The following is a 17,704-nucleotide window of genomic DNA, read 5'->3' as shown; positions in this document are numbered from 1 at the left end:
CCGGCCTCACAGACTACAACGGATGCGGGGGCCATGCCATTCCCGGAGTACCCGTATGCTCGCGGCATGAGCGAGGTCATCGTCACCGTCCGGGGAGAGCAGGAGCGACGCGTCACGCCGGAGCACGCCGTGGTGCAGCTGGCGGTGCGGGCAGACGGACCCGAACGGGGCCCGGTGATCGAGCGGGTCACGGCCCTCGCCGAACCGCTGCGGGACGACCTGGTCGCCCACCAGCGCTCCGGCGAGGTCGTGGAGTGGTCGAGCGGACGCGTGTCGGTATGGTCGGAGCGGCCGTGGAACACCGAGGGGCGGCAGCTGCCTCCCGTCCATCACGCGTCGATCGACGTCACCGCGACGTTCCGCGACTTCGTTGCCCTGTCGTGGTGGATCGGCGAAGTGGCCGAAACGGATGCGGTGCAGGTGACCGATGTCCGCTGGGAGCTCTCCCCCGCCACCCGCGCCGAGGTCGAGCGTGCGGTCGCCGCCGAGGCCGTGCAGGTCGCGGTGGAGCGCGCCCGCGCCTATGCCGGTGCGCTGGGTCTGGAGTCGGTTTCGCCGCTGGAGATGGCCGACGCGGGACTCTTGCTGCCGCATCCCGACCGCGGCGGGCCGCAGATGATGCGCGCGATGGCGGCGGAGTCCTCGGGCCCCGGCGTCGCGCTCCAGCCGGCCGACATCGTGGTCAGCGCCGCCGTCGAGGCGCGTTTCCTCGCCCGCTGAGGATCAGTCGCCGAGGCGGTTGCGGGAGCGCATGGCACGTTCGGCCTCGCGCTTGTCCTCGCGCTCGCGGATCGTCTGACGCTTCTCGAACTCGCGCTTACCCTTGGCCACGGCGATCTCGACCTTCGCGCGACCGTCGGAGAAGTACAGCCGCAGCGGGACGAGGGTGTAGCCGCCCGCCGACACCGCGTGCGAGATCTTGATGATCTCGTCCTTGTGCAGCAGCAGCTTGCGGGTGCGCTTCGTGGCGTGGTTGGTCCAGTGGCCCTGCGAGTACTCCGGGATGTGAACGGCGTCGAGGAACGCCTGACCGCCGTCGATGTACGCGTAGCCGTCGGTGAGGTTCGCGCGACCCTGCCGCAGCGACTTCACCTCGGTGCCGGTGAGGACGAGGCCGGCCTCGTAGGTCTTTTCGATGGCATAGTCGTGGCGGGCGCGACGATTCGTCGCGATCACCTTCTCGCCTTTTTCGCGGGGCATGTCCCACCTCCCTCAGCATCCGGGCACACGCAGCCGTTCAGTCTACAAGGCGCGCGGCCGACTGCGCTGCGCACGGGTCGCTCGAAGCTACGTGCGCAGCCAGCGGCGGATGGCGAAGCCCGCCGACAGCGCAGCCAGCACGACGCCGATCAGCACGATCACGGGCACCACGAGGGCGACATCCTGCGGACCGACCCACGTCGTGACGAACGTGATCCGGTTGCGCAGGTAGTCGCCGACGCCGAAGGTGACGATCGCCCACACCGCCGTGCTCGCCAGCGCCGATCCGATGAGAGCCGCCAGGACTCCCTCGAGGATGAACGGTGTTTGGATGAACCTATTGGATGCTCCGACCAGCCGCATGATGCCGATCTCCCGTCGCCGGGCGAAGGCCGACAGCCGGATGGTGGTGCCGATCAGCAGCACGGCCGCGATGAGCATGAGCGCCGCGATGCCGACCGCGATATAGGTCGCGATCGTGAGGGCGTCGAAGAGCGGTTCGAGGTACTGCATCTGGTCCTGCACCTCTTCGACGCCTTCCATCCCGCCGAAGGCCTCGGCGATCACCTCCGACTGGCCCTGGTCCTTGAGGTTGATGAAGAAGCTGGCGTTGATCTGGTCGGGAGTGAGGATGTCGGCGTAATCCTCGCCGAGCTGCTCGAGCGCGTCTTCGTACGCCTCGTCGCTGGTGACGAAGCGATAGTCGCGGATCAGCGGCGCCAGGGCGTCGCCGTCGAGCCCGGCGCGCACCTGCTCGACCTGCTCCTCGGTGGCCAGCCCGTTCACGCACGTGTCGGAGTCGGACACGCTCGTGCACATGTGGACGGCGACCTGGGCGCGGTCGACCCAGAAGTCGCGCATCTGGGCGATCTGCATCTGCATGAGGATCGCGGCGCCGACGAAGGTCAGCGAAACGAAGGTGACCAAGACGACCGAGATCACCATGGAGGCGTTGCGGCGCAGGCCCGAGAAGGCCTCCGACAGGATGAGGCCGAATCTCACGAGGTGGGCCCCACTTCATCCTTGCGGTCGTCCAGGCCCAGCCGGTCGGCCAGGCCCAATTCGTCGATGTCGACCTGCGGCAGGTCGACCGCGACGGGGCGCGTGTGGGTGGAGGTTGCTTCCCCTGCGGGGGCGGGCGGCTGCTCCGTCATCACGGGGGCGGATGCGGCGGACACGGGTGCGGCCTCTCGCGGTGTCTCGGGGGCGCTCTCCGCGGGACGGACCTGCGGGGCGGCGCTGGCGCGGGGCGCCTCGGGTGCCGGCGGCCACACGGAGGCCAGCTCTTCGGTGCGCCCGAACTCGTACGACGTCTCGTGCGTGACGGCGCCCTCTGGCGCGGCGACGGGGCCCAGGGCGTCGGCGACGGCGGGGGCCAGTTCGTCGGCGGCAGCATCCAGGGCGGCGCCGGCGGCGGGGGCGACCTGGGCGACCTCGCGCTGCACCTCGAGCACTGCGGTGAGGGCGGCCACCGCGGCGGCTCCCTTCTCAACCTCGGGGGTCAGGCGCGGCAGCCCGGAGGTGTCGCCGTATCCGCCGTGACGTTCGTCGCGCATCATCTGCCCGTTCTGCAGTTCGATGACACGGCGCTGCATCTGGTCGACGAAGGCGGCCTCGTGCGTGGCCATCACGACGGTCGTGCCGCCGGCGTTGATGCGGGCCAGCAGCTGCATGATGTCGATGGAGGTACCAGGGTCGAGGTTTCCGGTCGGCTCGTCGGCCAGGAGCACCTGGGGGCGGTTCACGAGGGCGCGCGCGATCGCGACGCGCTGCTGCTCCCCGCCGGAGAGCTCGTGCGGCAGGCGCTTCTCCTTGCCGCTGAGGCCCACGAGGTTGAGCACCTCGGGCACGGCCTGCTGGATGAAGCCGCGGGAGGCGCCCGTCACCTGGAGAGTGAAGGCGACGTTCTGGAACACCGTCTTGGTGGGCAGCAGGCGGAAGTCCTGGAACACCGCACCGACGTGACGGCGGAAGTAGGGCACCTTGCGGTTGGACAGGGTCCGCAGGTCGCGGCCCAGCACGACGACGCGGCCGCTGCTGGGAGTCTCTTCGCGCAGGATCAGGCGCAGGCACGACGACTTGCCGGAACCGGAGGCGCCGACGAGGAAAACGAACTCCCCGCGCTGCACCTCGAAGTCCACCGAATCAAGGGCGGGTTTGGAGGTGCCGCGATACTTCTTGCTGACGTTTTCGAACCGGATCATGGCGCATCGAGCCTAAGCTCCGGTCGCGCGACACCCTGCAGTGACGCGCCGCCCGCACCGATGCCGCGGGCTCAGTCGTCGTCTTTGCGCTTGCGCCAGCGGATGCCGGCGGCGATGAGACCGTCGAGGTCGCCGTCGAAGACGGAGGCGGGGTTGCCCACCTCGTAGCCGGTGCGGAGGTCTTTCACGAGCTGCTGGCCGTACAGGAAGTAGGAGCGCATCTGGTCGCCCCAGCTCGCCGTGATGGTGCCGGCGAGTTCCTTCTTCTTCGCCGCCTCCTCCTCGCGCTTGAGCAGGAGCAGGCGGGTCTGCAGCACGCGCATGGCGGCCGCGCGGTTCTGGATCTGCGACTTCTCGTTCTGCATCGACACGACGATGCCGGTCGGAAGGTGCGTGAGGCGCACGGCGGAGTCGGTGGTGTTGACCGACTGGCCGCCGGGGCCGGACGAGCGGAACACGTCCACGCGCAGGTCGCCCTCGGGGATCTCCACCTCGACGGCCTCCTCCATGACGGGGATGACCTCGACGGCGGCGAAGCTCGTCTGGCGCTTGTCGGCAGAGCCGAACGGGCTGATGCGGGCGAGGCGGTGCGTGCCGGCCTCGACCGACAGCGTGCCGTACGCGTACGGCGCGTCGATCTCGAACGTGGCGGACTTGATTCCCGCGCCCTCGGCGTAGGAGGTGTCCATGACCTTCACGGGGTACTTGTGGCGCTCGGCCCAGCGCAGATACATGCGCATGAGCATCTCGGCGAAGTCAGTGGCGTCGTCGCCGCCGGCGCCCGAGCGGATCGTGACGACGGCCGAGCGGTCGTCGTACTCGCCGTCCAGAAGCGTCTGCACTTCCAGCTGGCCGATGACGTCCTCGAGCTCGGCGAGCTCGCGACGCGCCTCCTCGGCGGTGTCTTCGTCGTCCATCTCGTTGGCGAGCTCCACGAGCACGTCGAGGTCGTCGAGGCGCTGCTCGATCTCGGTGATGCGACGCAGCTCGGTCTGACGGTGGCTGAGGGCGCTGGTGACTTTCTGCGCCTTGTCGACGTCGTCCCACAGATCAGGAGCGCCGGCCTCCTCGCTCAGGCGGGCGATCTCGGCGGTGAGCGCCTCGACGTCCACAACGGCCTTGATGTCGCCGAACGTGGAGCGCAGGGCCTGGATGTCGGCGGAGAGATCGAATTCGAGCATGGCAGTTCAGCCTACCGCCGCCGGGGCTCCGCCCCGCCGCGGACGGTCCTGCGTCGCACGGGCGGCAGTGGCCGCGGTTATCCACAGATCCGAGATCATTCGAACAAATGTCCGAGGGTCCTGCGAGAATCGAGGCATGTCCAGCCCCACCGCCGCCATCGCCGAGGCCCTCTCGGCACTGGATGCCGCGTGGGGAGACGCACCCGACACCAGCGCACTCCCGGATGCGACCGTCAAGCTCATCAACGAGCGTGTCGCCGACCTCCGCCGCCGCGTCGACGGGCTGCACGCACGCGTGGCGGCGGAGGTGGCTGCGCGGTCGCGTCCGGAGCTGGGCACCGAAGGATTGGCACGGAAGAACGGATTCCGGACGCCTGCGAAGCTGATCGCGGAGGCGACCGGCGGCCACACCGCGGACGCGGTGCGGCTGATCCAGGTGGGTCAGGCGACCGCTCCGCGCATGTCGCTGTCGGGCGAGATCCTCCCGGCGAAGCATCCGCACATCGCCGCTGCACTCGAGGCCGGCAGCATCAGCGTGACCGCGGCCGGCGCGATCACGACCATGCTGGATCGGGTGTCGCTGCGTCTCGACGACGCAACCCGCGACCATGCCGAGAAGACCCTCGCGCGAAGGGCTCCACTCCTCACCTACGACGAACTCCTTGCGGTGCTGCGCCGCGCGGAGGCGCATCTCGATCCCGACGGACTCGAGCCGCGGGTCACCGAGCAGCACGGCGAGCGGTCCCTGAAGATCGCGCAAGACGCCGCCGGAATGACGGTTCTCACGGCGCGGCTCGATCCGGAGTCGGCCGCACCCGTCGTGGCCGCGATCGAGGCCATCGTCACCCACCAGCTTCGGACGTCGCGCGGTCACAACGCGGTGCCACCGACGACCGGGAACGGCGGCGATGACGTGACGGACCCTTCCGACGGAGCGGACGACGCGGACGCCGGCCGGTCCTGGCGTCGCACGGGCGCAGCCGTCGAAGAATCGCGCTCGCTCACACAGATGCGTGCCGATGCGCTGGCGGCGATCTGCCGTCATGCCATCGGCTGTGATCGTGACGCACTCCCGTCCTCGGCCGTGACCGTGGTGGTGCGGATGACGCTCGACGATGTGCGAGGCGGCGCAGGTGTCGCCACCATCGACGGGATGGAGGCGCCCATCGACGCCGGAAGCGCACGGCGGATGTCCGCTGCTGCCGACATCATCCCCTGCGTGCTCGGCACCGACAGCGAAGTCTTGGACTGGGGTCGGGCCAAGCGCCATTTCACGTCCGCGCAGCGGCTCATCCTCGTCGAGCGCGATGGCGGGTGCTCGTCGTGCCATCTGCCCCCTGCCTTCACCGAGGCGCACCACATCCAGTGGTGGGAGCGGGATTCCGGGCCCACCGACCTCGATAACGCGATCCTGCTGTGCACGTCCTGCCACCATCGCGTGCACGCCGACGGGTGGGAGATCCGCATCGACACCCCGCCGGGGGCGCCACCCAGCGCAGGCACGGTCTGGTTCATTCCTCCCCCGCACGTCGACCCGACCCGGACGCCCCGACTCGGCGGTCGACGTCGGTTCGATCCCCTCGCATGGGGTCTGACAGCCTGACGCGGTACCTCTCGGCGCCCCGCCTGCGGCAAGCGCAGCGAGCCGACGGGCGGTGCCGCGCCGGGGCCTGGCTAGGGTGGAATCGATGACGGATTCGCCGCGGCACGTGCTCGGGCGCTTCGCCCCGATGATCTACGGGCCGACGCTCCTCTTCGCGCTCGGCGAGGGCGCGGTGCTGCCCCTCATCCCCGTGATCGCGAACAACCTGGGTGCCGACGTGGCCGTGGCTGCTCTGGTGGCCTCCGCCCTGGTCGTGGGGCAGTTGTGCGGCAACATCCCCGCCGGATGGGTCGTCGCCCGGTACGGCGAGCGTCCGGCGATGGTGGGGGCCGGTCTCCTCGCCCTGGGCGCGATCGTGGCCCTGGCCCTCGCCCCCAACCTGGCGCTGTTCGCCGCCTCGGTGTTCCTCATCGGATTCTGCGCGGCCGCGTTCGGCCTCGCCCGCCACTCGTTCATGACCACCCGCGTGCCGCTGGTCTTCCGCGCCCGGGCCCTGTCGCTCCTGGGCGGCACGTTCCGGCTGGGGATGTTCCTCGGCCCGTTCGTCTCGGCGGCGCTGCTGGCGATCTTCGCCGACGAGCACGTGGCCATCTGGTTCTTCGGAGTCACGCTCCTCGGCGCTGTCCTGCTCGTCCTGTTCGGACGCGACCCCGAGGAGGCTCTCGTCGCCGAAGAGCGCGCGGCGCGGGCCAGTGCCCGGGACGCCGCGGCCGAAGACAGCGGCGAGGCGGTCACCGGTTCGATCCCCACTCTCGAACGCGCGGGCGTCTTCCGCACGATGTGGCGGTTCCGCGGGGTCCTCGGGCGACTGGGCCTGGCCGCCGCATCCCTGTCCGCCGTCCGTTCCGCTCGTCAGGTGGTGCTGCCGCTGTGGGGCGTCTCCATCGGCCTGGACGCGCAGACCATCGCGCTCGTGGTCGGAGTCTCCGGCGCCATCGACTTCGCGCTCTTCTACGCCAGCGGTCAGGTGATGGACCGCTTCGGCCGGTTGTGGGCAGCCCTGCCGGCGATGCTGCTCATGGGCGCCGGGTTCCTCGCCCTCTCGCTCACTCACGACACCGCGGACCCGGGCCTGTGGTTCGGGATGTTCGCCGCCGTGCTGGGCGTGGGCAACGGCCTCTCTAGCGGACTGCTGCTCACCCTCGGCGCCGACTCCGCCCCACAGGACGACCCGGCACCGTTCCTCGGTTCGTGGCGCACGCTCACCGACGCGGGCGGCGCGGCGGCTCCGCTGCTGGTCTCGGCCGTGACCGCCGTACTGTCACTGCCGGTCGCGATCGCCCTGGTCGGCGCGATCGGGTTGCTGGGCGCGGCCGGGTTCGTGCGGTGGGTGCCCCGCTACGTCCCGCGCATCCCCTGACCGCGCACCCCTGACCACGGTCACCGCAGCGCGTTGCGGCTCGTCGCCGTCGCCGACAGGGCGACCCCGTCGGGCACGAAGATCGTGATGACCGGCGGATGCCACGTCCCGGTCACCGTCACGCGCGCCGAGAGCCCGTCCGCCGCCGTCGCCGACACGAGCGCCGCACCCTCCCCCACCGCATCGACCATCTCCTGCGCCGCCGTGCGGACGAGGCCATCCGTCAGAGCGGTGCGCGGCTGGCCCGACTCCACGACGAGGGTGAAACCGTCCGCGGCGGCGAGCGCGGAGGCATCGGCGAGCGCGTCCAGTCGCTTCTGCGCGAGGTAGAGCGACGTCGCGTTCACGCACACAAGCACCAGCACGAGGGCGAAGACGGCGTAGCCGATCGTGAGCAGGAGGACGCTCCCCCGGTCGTCGGCGAGCGGTCGGGCCGGCCTCATCCGTCTCTCCAGAACCGGGAGACCTTCTGCGCCGACGAGGCCTCGAGCGGGATACTCGCCAGCCGGTCGAGGCCCAGCACCGGCGGCACGAACGGCAGCTGCACCTCGGTGCGCACCGTGACGACGACCGTCGCGCCGGCCTCGGGGCATGCCGAGCCCGCGTCGCGGCAAGACACGTCGATCTCCACCCTCTCGGCGTCCAGGCCGTACTCCGACACGATCGTCGCCAGGATGCCGGATGCCCGGGCGTCGGCGGCATCCGCGCCCTTGGCCGTGGCCACCGCCCGCGCGATGTGACGTGCGCCGGATTCGGCGCCGAGGCTCTGACTCTGGATCATCCCCAGCGCGATCACGAGGTAGACCACCGGCACGAGCAGCAGGAGTCCGACGAAGATGAACTCCACGGCCGCCGATCCGGTGTCGTCGGCGGCGCGTGCCCTGAGCTCAGTCCAGGGATTCCAGCGGCGCATGAGCGGTCACCTCCAGCGCCCGCTCCACTCCCAGCAGTCCGAGCAGCGGCAGCGTGGTGCGCACGGTCACCCGTACCGCCGGGGCACCCGCATCCGCCGACTCCGCCACCGTGATGTCGCCGGCGTAGGCCTCACCGACGGCACGCGCCACCAACTCGCGCGTGCGCTCGGCGCCCTGGGCCAGGGTCGTGTCGGCGAGGGCGGCGTGGAACGCTCCTTCGACGGCCGCGTCGTGGGCCACATTGCGCACGTACACCCCCAGCGCGAGCTGGATCACCGCGAGCGTCAGGAGGGTCAGGAGCGCGCCGACCAGGACGAACTCGACCGGAGAGGAGCCGGCGTCGTCGGCCAGGGCTCGCCGAACCCGGTGCCCGAGCGACTCCCCGTGCATGGACGTGCCCTACAGGCCCGATACGCGCGCGATGGCCTGCTCGAACAGCTGCGCGAGCGCCGGGCCGGCCAGCGCCCAGATCACCACGACCAGCCCGGCGGTCATGAGCGTGATCAGCACCCAGCCGGGTACGTCGCCGCGCTCGTCCGCTACGGCATCGCCCCACGCCGTGCGCAGACGCTGCATCCCGCGATGGATCCGTTGCATGCGAACCCTCCTTCCCGGCGTCAGCCGATTCCCAGTCGAAGCAGAAAGATCCCCGGAAAGACGGCGTAGAGAACGCTCAGGGGCAGAATCAAAAACACCAGCGGGATGAGCATCAGGATCTCCTTGCGGCCCGCCTGCTCGATCAGCGCGCGCTTGGCGCCTTCCCGCGCATCGGTGGCCTGAGCCTGCAGCACGTGTGCAAGCGGCGCGCCGCGCTCCAGCGCAGCCACCACCTGGTCGAGCGCACGGGAGAGCGCGGGAACCTCCAGCCGCCGGCCCAGCGCGGTGAGCGCGTCGGGAAGGGGCTCCCCGGTGCCGACGGCCAGGAGGGCGCGGCGGATCTCTCCGGTGAGCTCGCCCGACCCGATCTCGCCCACACGCCGCAGCGAGTCGAGGATCCCCTCCCCCGCCGACAGGCACAGCGCGAGGAAGTCCAGCACGGTGGGGAGCTCCTCCTCGATCCGCTGCGTCCGGCCGCGGGCGGCCCACGTCAAGCGCGCGTCGTACAGCACGACCGCGGCGGCGGCGAGGACCGGCGCCACGATGACGGCGGGCGGCGCGAGGCGTCCGGCGAGGGCGAGGGCGAGGGCGAGCAGCCCTCCCGACGCGAGTCCGGCGAGCGCCCACGCGAGCTGACGCGCACGGAAAGCGCCAGCATCCATTCGCCATCCGGACTGGCTCAGTCGCCGGTCCAGGGAGTCCGACCCGCCGACGGCTCCTGTCGCCCGCGCCACGGCCCCACGGGTGGCCTCGCGGAGCGTCGGCACAGGTGAGAGCGCCGGGCCGAGTCCGAGCGGGTCGGTCACGTCCCGGATGTACGGGGCAACGCGCCGGGCCAGACTCGGTGCGCTGACCCGCGGGGCGAGCGAGACGAGGAGGCAGACGCCGATGCCGAGCGTCGTGCCCAGGATGATCGCGATCGCCGATTCGGTGAGGAAGCCCGAGCTCATCCGAACCACCTCCGGGGCTCGGGGAGGCGCCCGATCCGCACCATCAGCCGAAACGCGATCACCGAGACGAGGCCGCCCGCGAGGATGAGGCCCACGCCCTCCGGGCTCGCATACGCCGAGGCCCCCTCGGGCCGCAGCGCCAGGAGGACGAGGATCACCCACGGCGCGACGACCCCGAGCACCGCCGCGCCGCGGATCCACGACTGGCGCGCCTCGACCTCTCCGCGCAGGAGGGCGTCGGCGCGCACGGAGGTCGCCAGCGCCCGCAGCACCGTGGGCAGTTCGGTGCCGCCGACCTGCCGTGCCATCCGCAGCGTCTCGATGATGCGGTCGGCGACGGGGTCGGCCAGCGCCGTCTTCAGGCGCCGGATGCTGGAATCGAAGTGCCCCGAGGCGTGCACGTCCACGGCGAACGCCGCGAAAGCGGAGCGCAGCGGCGGCGGACCGGCCGTGGCGAGGCTGGAGACCGCGTCGGGCAGCGACATCCCCGCCCGCACCGAGGCGATGAGCAGATCGCACACGTCGGGCCACAGCGTGCGGCGCGAGCGGAGCAGACGCACCCGGCGCGCCCGCAGCCACACGAACGGCGCCGCGGCCCCGGCAGCGGCCACCACGACGGCGAAAGCGGGCACCGAGGTGACCAGCCACGCCACCGCCGCGGCGACCAGCGCGCCCGCCGCCGCGAGGATGAGCACGACTCGCGGCCGTACCCCGGCGAAGCCGGCGGATTCGAGGAGTCGCGACACCACTCCCGCCGAGACGGGCTTCTCCGCGCGGCTCGACGTGGGCGGCCACAGCCACGGAGAGGCCGTCAGCAGCACTCCGCCGGCGAGCAGGGCGCCCAGCAGGAGGGTCACCGCCTGCTCCCGGGAACGACGCGACGCACCTCCGGCGCATCGCCGAGGATCCGTCCGGTCGGCTCCACGATCTCCGCGACCCTCCGCGCGCCGGCTGCATCGCGCTCGCAGTGCACGACGAGGTCGACCGAGCGCGCGACGGCTGCCGTCACGAACGTCGCATCGATGTTGCGTCCTGCCAGCAGCGGCAGGGCGGCGAGCTTCACGAGCGCCTCCGGAGCGGAGTTCGCGTGGATCGTCGCCGCGCACGGCACTCCGGTGTTCAACGCGAGCACGAGGTCGAGCGCCTCGGCGTCGCGCACCTCCCCCACCACCAGCCGGTCGGGGCGCATTCGCAGCGCCTCCTTCACGAGGCGGCGGAGCGTCACCTCGCCCGTGCCTTCCAGACTCGGCTGCCGCCCCTGCATCGCCACGAGATCGGGGGCCTCGACGCCGAGCTCGAACGTCTCCTCGACGGTGACGATGCGCTGGGTGGGCGCGGCTGCGGCGATGAGCGCCCCGAGCAGCGTGGTCTTGCCCGCGTGGGTGGCACCGGAGACGAGGATGCTGCGGCCCGCGCGCATCGCGTCGGCCAGCAGCTCGGCCGTCTCCCGGCTGAGCGATCCGGCGGTGACCAGGTGCGCGAGGTCGCGGTACGCCGGCGAGAACTTCCGGATGTTCACCGCCCAGTGCCGGCGCGTGATGTCGGGGATCGCCACGTGCAGCCGCGATCCGTCCGGGAGTGAGGCGTCGACGAACGGCTGACTGAGGTCGACCCGGCGCCCCGTGGTGTGCAGCATCCGTTCCACCAGGTCGTGCACGATCGCATCGGTGAGACTCAGCGGGACCCGCTCGGCCCGTCCGCCGCGCGCGACGAACACGCGATCGGGGGCGTTCAGCCACACCTCTTCGATCGTGGGATCGTCCAGATACGGCTGCAACGGTCCGAATCCCGACAACTGCGCGAGGACGTCACGCACGCACCCGGCTTCGTCGTCCACCGGCTCCAGACCGCGGGCCAAGGCATAGTCGTTGTGACGGCGCACTTCGCTCGCGGTGATGCGGGCGGCAAGCTCCGGCTCCCGCGTGGGATCGGCCTGTTCTGCACGGAGCCGCTCGCGCACCCGCTCGGCGACCACCGCAGTGGCCGAACCGGGGGACGCGTAAGCGAGGCTCACGCGGGCATCCTCGCAAAACCCCCGTCGACCCGCGGAAGTTCTCCACACCCGGCGCGTCAGGCGATGGCGGCCGTTCGTGGATCGGTGATGCCAGGGAGTTCGCACAACTTGGCGTCCGAGGTGAGATCGGCCAGGGCGTCCCGGAGGTTGCGGATCCGTTCGTGCACCTCGCGCTCGATCCGCTCGCCGAGCTCCACCCAATCGGACACCTCTGCCCGGCCCGAGGCCGGAAGCGTGGCGAGCAGATCGCGGATTTCGGCGACCGACAGCCCGACACGCTGACACACCCGGATCATGCGCACGCGGCACGGCGCGTCTTCATCGAAGCGGCGCTGGTTACCGTGCGTCCGGTGGCCCGAGATCAAGCCGTGCGTCTCATAGAACCGCACCGCGGACGCCGCCACACCGGCCGCGGCCGCGACCTGCCCCACCGTCATGCCGTCTTGCACAGCCTGGATGCTCGTCACGTCGGTCACCGCCTTGACCTCAACCAATGTTGAGGTCTTAGCGTACCGAGGCATGAACAGATTCGCCCCGACCATGCGGGATTCCCGCGCCACTTCAGCATTCATCAGTTGCTGGAACCTCCGAGACCGACAGCATCAGCTCGACGCCGCCGAAGCGGCACTCGCGACCATGCCGGCGGCGCCCGGCCTGGTGCGATTCTCCATTCTCCGCGGACTGGAGGACGACACCCTCCTGGTCCTCGCGCAGTGGACCGATGCCGACGCGCGCGACGGCTACCTCGCCGACACCCACATCCCCCGCGACACCGTCGACGCGCGCGTCCCCGGCATCGAACGGCTCTGGCGCGTGACCGCGACACCGCATCGCGTCGTATCCGGCCCCGCCATCGCTCAGGAGCCCGGCTGCTTCGTCCTCATCCGGCAACCGCTCACCGCCGCGGAGCCGGAGGAACAGAGAACCTGGATCGACGCCGAGATCGCCGCCGTCACCGCAACCGCCTCTCAAGGAGTGATCGCAACGACCTTCTATGCCACCGACGACGGTTCACCCGCACTCGCCCTCGCAGAGTGGACCAGCGAGGAGGCCCACCGGACCGCGGCGAGCGCCCGGGCGATCGCTCCGTCGGACGTCACCGAACCGCGGGAGGGCGGATCCGATCCCCTGGACCCGCCCACCGGCCGCCGCTACGCGTTCATCGGCGCCGTGGGAGCAGAGCGGTGAGCGCCGCCGGCATCGCGCAGACCAGCGCGGATGACACGGCTGTGCGGCCGCGCATCGCTCTGCTGGTCGGCAGCATCCGCCGTGGACGCAAGGGCTGTTCGGTCGCCCGCTGGGCCCAGGATCATGCCCGCAACCGACAGGACGCCGACTACGTCCTCGTCGATCTGGCCGCGATCGATCTGCCGCGCTTCGATGCGGAGACCCCGCCCAGCTTCGGCGGATACCGCGATGAGCAGACGCAGCGCTGGTCGCACCTGATCGCCGGCTTCGACGCATTCGTGTTCGTCACCCCGGAGTACAACCGCTCCATCCCCGCTGCGCTCAAGGACGCCATCGACCACCTCTACGCCGAGTGGCGGGACAAGGCGGCGGGGTTCATCGGGTACGGGGTCGTGGGCGGCGTTCGCGCGGTCGAGCACCTCCGCCTCATCTGCGGGGAGCTCCACCTCGCCGACGTCAGCACGAGCGTCGCCATCGACCTCGCCGACATCACGCGTGAGGGAGTTGACCCGGCGGGCGGCTATGAGGCGGAGCTCGACGTCATGCTCGACGAGCTCCTGTCGTGGGCGAGGGCGCTGCGGCCTCTCCGCGGCGACCGCCTCGCGGCGAGCGCAGCGTGAGGACGCCAACCCGCGCCGCAGAGGCGGACGTGAGAAGCCGCTCTATTCCGGCGTTCCGACGCGGTAGCGCAGGTGCACCACTCCTTCCCCCTCCTGGGTCGCGACCAAGCGCAGCTCCTGTGTTCCCGCGTCCGAGTCGTCGAAGAGTCGTCTGCCGTGTCCGAGGAGAACGGGAACGAGGTGGATCACGAGTTCGTCAATGAGCCCCGCGCGAAGGAGCGCCTGTGCCGCCGAGGCGCCGTGCAGCATCACGTCCCGACCGTCGGCGGCGGCCCGCGCTTCCCTGACAGCGGTGTCGAGGTCCGTCACATAGCGGGCGTGTCCGGGTGCCGGTTCGGCGGGCGGTGTCCGGGTGATGACGAAGATCGGCACCCCGTTGTGGTGGTCTCCGCCCCACTGACCGGCGAGGTCGAACGTTCGACGCCCCGTGAGCACGGCGCCGGTCTCCATCATCTCGTCGAATATCTCCGCATTCACCCGCGAGGAGGGTCGGTATGAACCGGGGCTGAGTCCGCCATCGGCAAGCCACTGGTGCAACTGCTCGCCACCGATTCCGAGTCCGCGTCCCGCTTCATCGCCCGGCGCCGCGATGAACCCGTCGAGCGACATCGACATGTACAGAACGACCTTGCTCATCTTTCCCCTATCGAACGCCATCAACGCTGCGTTGCCGGGCGCGCGCCGACGACAACTGGTGAAGGTGAAGGAGTGCCACCACCGCCGCGGTGAGCGCCGCGGTGACCCACGGGTCATACCCCTCGCCGGCGGCCGGCGACAGCGCCCACGCGAGATTGGATGAGGCCTGGCAGATGACCGCCCACCACACCGATCCCCCGGCCACGGTCAGCCGCACCAGGAGGAGCATCAGCACGACCGTGAACACGCACTGACCGACGATCCAGGATGCTGCGTGCCCGGCCTGCACCAAGGGGATGACATGCCACACCGCCCACACCACCCCCAGGAACAGGCCGCTGCGCAACTCTCCGGTGATCGCACGCAGCCGAGGCAACAGGAAAGCGGTCCAGCCGACCTGCTCAGCGAACGCGCTGACCAGGAACACCACGGCGAGCCCGAGCGCCGCCGTTCCCGGCGCCTCGAACCCGGCCCCGCGTCCTGTGACGACGGCGGAGACGATCAGCACGACCGGCATCGCCACGATCGAGATCGCGCCCGTGAACACACCGCGCGGCCGGGCGGCCAGCTGAGCGCCCAGCTGCCGCAGAGACCTCGTCCGCGCCGCCACGACCACCGCGGCGATCGCCGGGCAGACGAACATCAGCGCCGCCGCCGGCACATTCGCCCGCGTCACGGACGACAGACTGCCGATCAGCGGGCCCACCACGTAGAACACCGCACTGGCGGCCAAGAGGATCGTCAGGAACCAGGCGATGTCGACGATCTCGCGCCGTGCCGGCCGGGTGAGGCGGTTCGCAGGGCGCCGGAGGAGTCGCACGGCCCGAGCGTAGAACCGGCGGACCCGCGCGGGAAGCCCCGATGACACTCCTTCTCCCGCGCGGACGCACCCGCCGCAGGACGGAGGGCGAGGGCTGGATGCCCGATCGGGCAGCGAGATCACCCCTCCGGGTGTCCGATACTCCCCGCGCGGCAGCTGCCGCCCTGAGAGGCTGTGGACGGAGTGTGAGCGATGGCCGGACGCGTGAGGCAGCGGAATGGATCCGCGAGTCCGCTGCGTGCGAACTCGTCGGCCGTCGCGATGCTGCTCTCCTGCGCGGTGGCAGCTCCCCTCCTCGCCGGTTGCGGCCTGGGCATCCCCCTCGGCGGCGGGCTGCCCCCGGGAGCGACGAGTTCCCCCAGCTCAGCGAGTGCCCCGCCCCCGCTCGAGCCCGAGCCGGCGCCGGTGGAACCGCCCGCGCCGGCGGCACCCGCCGTTCCCCCCGTCACTGCGCCCCCGGATGCGGCCGCGGAGATCTGCGCCACTGCGCGGCTCGCGTTCGCCAGTCCCACCGTCGATGACGCGGAGGATGAGATCTTCACGATCAGGCAGCGGAACCTCGAGAGGGCGGAGTCCGATGCGCTGTTCTGGCAGGTCTGGCAGCTCGCCGATGCCTGGGACGGGTATGCGGCGCTCCGCGACACCCCCGAGCTGACGGACGGCGCGGTCGTGGTCCGAGCTGCTCTCGAGAACCTGCTCGCCGAATGTGAGGCGCTCGCCTACTGATCGCGATCCGCCTCGAAACGGCCGCCGTCGCGTGGCCGCCGAGGGGATACGGCCAGTGCGGCGCCGATGTAGCCGAGCAGGGCGCCGAACCATACGAAGAGAGCGCCGTAGCTGGGCCCGGGGTATCCGCCCGCGATGGCGGCCGAGATCACCAGTCCCGCCGTGAGCAGAGCGATCAGGACCGCCGACTCCCGCATCAGAGTGCGTGCGCGCCTGCGGAGACCGACCACCATCAGAACGGCGAGGATCAGCACGACGATCCGCGCGAGCGGCTCGATGAGGCGCTGCCATTGAAGGACGCCGTCGGGGTCGCTGAACACATCTCGGATGGCCTGCGTCGTCAGGAGGGCGGTCGCGCTCCCCTGGATCCACGGCATGAACGATCCCAGGACGACGAACAGGAAGCCGAAGAGAACGAGGACGATGCGCACCGCCGGCCGCCAGTCCGGAGTGCTCTGCACGAGGGTGGCGCTCACGGTGATCTCCCGCCACCCATCACGAGCCGTGAAGAGCAGCTGGCGAGTCAGCGATCCGGCCGCCCGAGGGCGTGGAGCGCGCACCGCGACGCCCACGGTCGCCGTCGCCTGTGCCGGGACGACGACTTCGTCCGGATCGAACCGGAGCAGCACGGCCCGGTCATCCGACTCGCCGGCCAACCAGATGTGCAGCGGTTCTACCGCATCGTTGTTGTCGACGAAGAGCTGGAGGCTGCAGCGCTGTTCGCCGGCATCGAGCCTGATCTCTGCCGGATCGACCCGGAGAGCGACCGAGGCAGGGTGCGACGGCGCGACCGGCAGGAGACATGCCGCGCAGAAGCGGTCCGAAGAGTCCAGCTCCGCGTGGCAGAACTCGCATTCCTGCGCCGCCATCGCCGTGTCCTCACACTCGACACCACACTCGAGACCGGATCGTATCGCGCGCCGTTTTCGCCGGTACGCACTGTGCCCTTTCGGGCAGGGATCGCGACTCCATGCAGCGATAGATTGGCCGCGCGAAGGCGATGACGTCATGGATCCGTTGCACTCGGCCGCCGCACCGGTCGGCACCTCTCGCGGTCCGTCCCTCGGCGCGGCGGAACCGCCGGTTCGCCGCGTGGTCGTGGCGGACGCGATCCGGGCGGTCATCTTCCTCCTCGCCGTGACGCTCGGCGCCATCGCATTCCAGCCCCTCGTCGACGCGCCGGGGCTGCAGGCCTCCGCCGGCCTGCCCGGGACGGGGTACGTGGTGCCCGCGGCGGCTGGGGTGTCGTGCGACTGGACATGCCACCGCGAGAGGAAGCCCTCCTCGCCCGAGCCCGGCACCGACTTCGCCGCTCCATACGGCACGCCGGTGGCATCAGCGGACGCGGGGACGGTGATCAGCGTGAAGTCCGACCCCTCCACTGCCACCGGCCGGCTCATCGCCATCCGACTCGACGACGGATACACCGTCCGATACCTGCACCTCTCCGAATCCCTGGTGGACCCGGGGCAGCGGGTGACGCGCGGGCAGATCATCGCGGTGTCCGGTGCCAGCGGCGGTGGGCGTGACTGGCACTACGGGCCGCACGTGCACGTGACACTGTGGCAGGGCGCGGAGTGGTCAGGGCCCACCGTCGATTTCGAGCGTTACGTCGGGAAGTGAGCGCCGCCCGCACGCTCGGCCGGAGGCAGTCCCTGATGCCCATTGGGGCACGACTCGGGATTGTTGCG

General features: G+C 70.9%; 22 protein-coding genes. 7 read left to right on the top strand and 15 right to left on the bottom strand.

The window, feature by feature from the left end; all coding sequences use genetic code 11:
- The first annotated feature begins 66 nt into the window (after positions 1-66).
- Positions 67-720: an SIMPL domain-containing protein gene (locus E4V99_RS12475; protein WP_135117456.1), complete on the top strand. Its 654-nt coding sequence runs from the start codon at positions 67-69 to the stop codon at positions 718-720.
- Positions 721-723: 3 nt separating this feature from the next.
- On the opposite strand, the gene smpB is transcribed toward E4V99_RS12475, so the two are convergent.
- The 4 genes from smpB to prfB all read right to left on the bottom strand — a co-directional run bounded on the left by smpB (position 724) and on the right by prfB (position 4,585).
- Complete coding sequence (gene smpB / locus E4V99_RS12470; RefSeq protein WP_135067402.1) at positions 724-1,200, bottom strand: SsrA-binding protein SmpB; 477 nt, start codon at positions 1,198-1,200, stop codon at positions 724-726.
- A gap of 87 nt (positions 1,201-1,287) precedes the next feature.
- Positions 1,288-2,202 carry a permease-like cell division protein FtsX gene (gene ftsX, locus E4V99_RS12465; RefSeq protein WP_135067404.1) on the bottom strand — a complete coding sequence of 305 codons (915 nt, stop codon included), beginning with the start codon at positions 2,200-2,202 and terminating at the stop codon, positions 1,288-1,290.
- Positions 2,199-3,404, bottom strand: coding sequence for a cell division ATP-binding protein FtsE (gene ftsE, locus E4V99_RS12460; RefSeq protein ID WP_135117455.1), 1,206 nt, complete (start codon positions 3,402-3,404; stop codon positions 2,199-2,201). Before ftsE ends, ftsX begins: the two co-directional genes overlap by 4 nt.
- A 71-nt stretch (positions 3,405-3,475) precedes the next feature.
- Positions 3,476-4,585 (bottom strand): peptide chain release factor 2, encoded by a 1,110-nt coding sequence (gene prfB / locus E4V99_RS12455; protein WP_135067408.1) that lies wholly within the window; start codon positions 4,583-4,585, stop codon positions 3,476-3,478.
- Positions 4,586-4,721: 136 nt separating this feature from the next.
- On the opposite strand from prfB, the gene E4V99_RS12450 reads away from it, so the two are divergent.
- Positions 4,722-6,188, top strand: coding sequence for an HNH endonuclease signature motif containing protein (locus tag E4V99_RS12450; protein ID WP_135117454.1), 1,467 nt, complete (start codon positions 4,722-4,724; stop codon positions 6,186-6,188).
- 85 nt (positions 6,189-6,273) lie between these two features.
- Positions 6,274-7,548, top strand: a complete 1,275-nt coding sequence (locus E4V99_RS12445) for an MFS transporter (RefSeq protein WP_135117453.1) — start codon at positions 6,274-6,276, stop codon at positions 7,546-7,548.
- A 20-nt stretch (positions 7,549-7,568) separates the two neighbouring features.
- Here E4V99_RS12445 and E4V99_RS12440 read toward each other — a convergent pair whose 3' ends face one another.
- Genes E4V99_RS12440 through E4V99_RS12405 form a run of 8 tightly spaced genes read right to left on the bottom strand, consistent with a single transcriptional unit; the run spans position 7,569 to position 12,499 of the window.
- Positions 7,569-7,991, bottom strand: coding sequence for a pilus assembly protein TadG-related protein (locus tag E4V99_RS12440; RefSeq protein WP_135067414.1), 423 nt, complete (start codon positions 7,989-7,991; stop codon positions 7,569-7,571).
- The gene (locus tag E4V99_RS12435) at positions 7,988-8,461 is read right to left on the bottom strand and encodes a TadE family protein (protein WP_135067416.1); all 474 of its coding nucleotides are present in this window, start codon (positions 8,459-8,461) and stop codon (positions 7,988-7,990) included. The genes E4V99_RS12440 and E4V99_RS12435 overlap by 4 nt, the downstream gene beginning before the upstream one ends.
- Positions 8,436-8,852 (bottom strand): TadE/TadG family type IV pilus assembly protein, encoded by a 417-nt coding sequence (locus E4V99_RS12430; RefSeq protein WP_135067418.1) that lies wholly within the window; start codon positions 8,850-8,852, stop codon positions 8,436-8,438. The genes E4V99_RS12435 and E4V99_RS12430 overlap by 26 nt, the downstream gene beginning before the upstream one ends.
- A gap of 9 nt (positions 8,853-8,861) precedes the next feature.
- Complete coding sequence (locus tag E4V99_RS12425; protein ID WP_135067420.1) at positions 8,862-9,059, bottom strand: hypothetical protein; 198 nt, start codon at positions 9,057-9,059, stop codon at positions 8,862-8,864.
- Between the two features lie 20 nt (positions 9,060-9,079).
- Positions 9,080-10,009 carry a type II secretion system F family protein gene (locus E4V99_RS12420; protein WP_135117452.1) on the bottom strand — a complete coding sequence of 310 codons (930 nt, stop codon included), beginning with the start codon at positions 10,007-10,009 and terminating at the stop codon, positions 9,080-9,082.
- Positions 10,006-10,866, bottom strand: coding sequence for a type II secretion system F family protein (locus E4V99_RS12415; RefSeq protein ID WP_135117451.1), 861 nt, complete (start codon positions 10,864-10,866; stop codon positions 10,006-10,008). Before E4V99_RS12415 ends, E4V99_RS12420 begins: the two co-directional genes overlap by 4 nt.
- Positions 10,863-12,023, bottom strand: coding sequence for an ATPase, T2SS/T4P/T4SS family (locus E4V99_RS12410; RefSeq protein ID WP_135117450.1), 1,161 nt, complete (start codon positions 12,021-12,023; stop codon positions 10,863-10,865). Before E4V99_RS12410 ends, E4V99_RS12415 begins: the two co-directional genes overlap by 4 nt.
- Positions 12,024-12,079: 56 nt before the next feature.
- Positions 12,080-12,499, bottom strand: a complete 420-nt coding sequence (locus tag E4V99_RS12405; RefSeq protein ID WP_205805747.1) for a MerR family transcriptional regulator — start codon at positions 12,497-12,499, stop codon at positions 12,080-12,082.
- Between the two features lie 43 nt (positions 12,500-12,542).
- Here E4V99_RS12405 and E4V99_RS12400 point away from each other — a divergent pair, with 43 nt between their 5' ends.
- Entirely contained in the window at positions 12,543-13,211 is a 669-nt protein-coding gene (locus tag E4V99_RS12400; RefSeq protein WP_135117449.1) for an antibiotic biosynthesis monooxygenase, read from the top strand.
- On the top strand, positions 13,208-13,831 hold the full coding sequence (locus E4V99_RS12395) for an NAD(P)H-dependent oxidoreductase (protein WP_276321923.1): 624 nt from the start codon (positions 13,208-13,210) through the stop codon (positions 13,829-13,831). Before E4V99_RS12400 ends, E4V99_RS12395 begins: the two co-directional genes overlap by 4 nt.
- A 42-nt stretch (positions 13,832-13,873) precedes the next feature.
- On the opposite strand, the gene E4V99_RS12390 is transcribed toward E4V99_RS12395, so the two are convergent.
- A complete protein-coding gene (locus E4V99_RS12390; protein WP_135067430.1) occupies positions 13,874-14,467 on the bottom strand; it encodes a dihydrofolate reductase family protein in 594 nt (197 codons plus the stop codon).
- 7 nt (positions 14,468-14,474) lie between these two features.
- Positions 14,475-15,287, bottom strand: a complete 813-nt coding sequence (locus E4V99_RS12385; RefSeq protein ID WP_135117448.1) for a CPBP family glutamic-type intramembrane protease — start codon at positions 15,285-15,287, stop codon at positions 14,475-14,477.
- A 279-nt stretch (positions 15,288-15,566) separates the two neighbouring features.
- Between E4V99_RS12385 and E4V99_RS12380 the strand changes: the two genes are divergently transcribed.
- The gene (locus E4V99_RS12380; protein WP_135117447.1) at positions 15,567-16,013 is read left to right on the top strand and encodes a hypothetical protein; all 447 of its coding nucleotides are present in this window, start codon (positions 15,567-15,569) and stop codon (positions 16,011-16,013) included.
- On the opposite strand, the gene E4V99_RS12375 is transcribed toward E4V99_RS12380, so the two are convergent.
- A complete protein-coding gene (locus tag E4V99_RS12375; RefSeq protein WP_135117446.1) occupies positions 16,007-16,882 on the bottom strand; it encodes a hypothetical protein in 876 nt (291 codons plus the stop codon). The genes E4V99_RS12380 and E4V99_RS12375 overlap by 7 nt on opposite strands.
- A 139-nt stretch (positions 16,883-17,021) precedes the next feature.
- Here E4V99_RS12375 and E4V99_RS12370 point away from each other — a divergent pair, with 139 nt between their 5' ends.
- On the top strand, positions 17,022-17,636 hold the full coding sequence (locus E4V99_RS12370; RefSeq protein WP_135117445.1) for a M23 family metallopeptidase: 615 nt from the start codon (positions 17,022-17,024) through the stop codon (positions 17,634-17,636).
- Positions 17,637-17,704: the final 68 nt, after the last annotated feature.

It is taken from the genome of Microbacterium sp. dk485, assembly GCF_004570445.1.
Lineage (GTDB): Bacteria > Actinomycetota > Actinomycetes > Actinomycetales > Microbacteriaceae > Microbacterium > Microbacterium wangchenii.
Note: the sequence above shows the minus strand (reverse complement) of the source record. Positions and strands in the feature narration are given on the sequence as shown.

Excerpts from the sequence above, each read along its gene's own strand:
- E4V99_RS12425 (WP_135067420.1), bottom strand. The coding sequence starts at position 9,059 with ATGCAACGGATCCATCGCGGGATGCAGCGTCTGCGCACGGCGTGGGGC.
- smpB (WP_135067402.1), bottom strand. The coding sequence starts at position 1,200 with ATGCCCCGCGAAAAAGGCGAGAAGGTGATCGCGACGAATCGTCGCGCC.
- E4V99_RS12375 (WP_135117446.1), bottom strand. The coding sequence starts at position 16,882 with ATGGCGGCGCAGGAATGCGAGTTCTGCCACGCGGAGCTGGACTCTTCG.
- E4V99_RS12440 (WP_135067414.1), bottom strand. The coding sequence starts at position 7,991 with ATGAGGCCGGCCCGACCGCTCGCCGACGACCGGGGGAGCGTCCTCCTG.
- E4V99_RS12435 (WP_135067416.1), bottom strand. The coding sequence starts at position 8,461 with ATGCGCCGCTGGAATCCCTGGACTGAGCTCAGGGCACGCGCCGCCGAC.
- E4V99_RS12430 (WP_135067418.1), bottom strand. The coding sequence starts at position 8,852 with ATGCACGGGGAGTCGCTCGGGCACCGGGTTCGGCGAGCCCTGGCCGAC.
- E4V99_RS12390 (WP_135067430.1), bottom strand. The coding sequence starts at position 14,467 with ATGAGCAAGGTCGTTCTGTACATGTCGATGTCGCTCGACGGGTTCATC.
- prfB (WP_135067408.1), bottom strand. The coding sequence starts at position 4,585 with ATGCTCGAATTCGATCTCTCCGCCGACATCCAGGCCCTGCGCTCCACG.
- E4V99_RS12445 (WP_135117453.1), top strand. The coding sequence starts at position 6,274 with ATGACGGATTCGCCGCGGCACGTGCTCGGGCGCTTCGCCCCGATGATC.
- E4V99_RS12450 (WP_135117454.1), top strand. The coding sequence starts at position 4,722 with ATGTCCAGCCCCACCGCCGCCATCGCCGAGGCCCTCTCGGCACTGGAT.
- E4V99_RS12370 (WP_135117445.1), top strand. The coding sequence starts at position 17,022 with ATGGATCCGTTGCACTCGGCCGCCGCACCGGTCGGCACCTCTCGCGGT.
- ftsE (WP_135117455.1), bottom strand. The coding sequence starts at position 3,404 with ATGATCCGGTTCGAAAACGTCAGCAAGAAGTATCGCGGCACCTCCAAA.
- E4V99_RS12400 (WP_135117449.1), top strand. The coding sequence starts at position 12,543 with ATGAACAGATTCGCCCCGACCATGCGGGATTCCCGCGCCACTTCAGCA.
- E4V99_RS12420 (WP_135117452.1), bottom strand. The coding sequence starts at position 10,009 with ATGAGCTCGGGCTTCCTCACCGAATCGGCGATCGCGATCATCCTGGGC.
- E4V99_RS12475 (WP_135117456.1), top strand. The coding sequence starts at position 67 with ATGAGCGAGGTCATCGTCACCGTCCGGGGAGAGCAGGAGCGACGCGTC.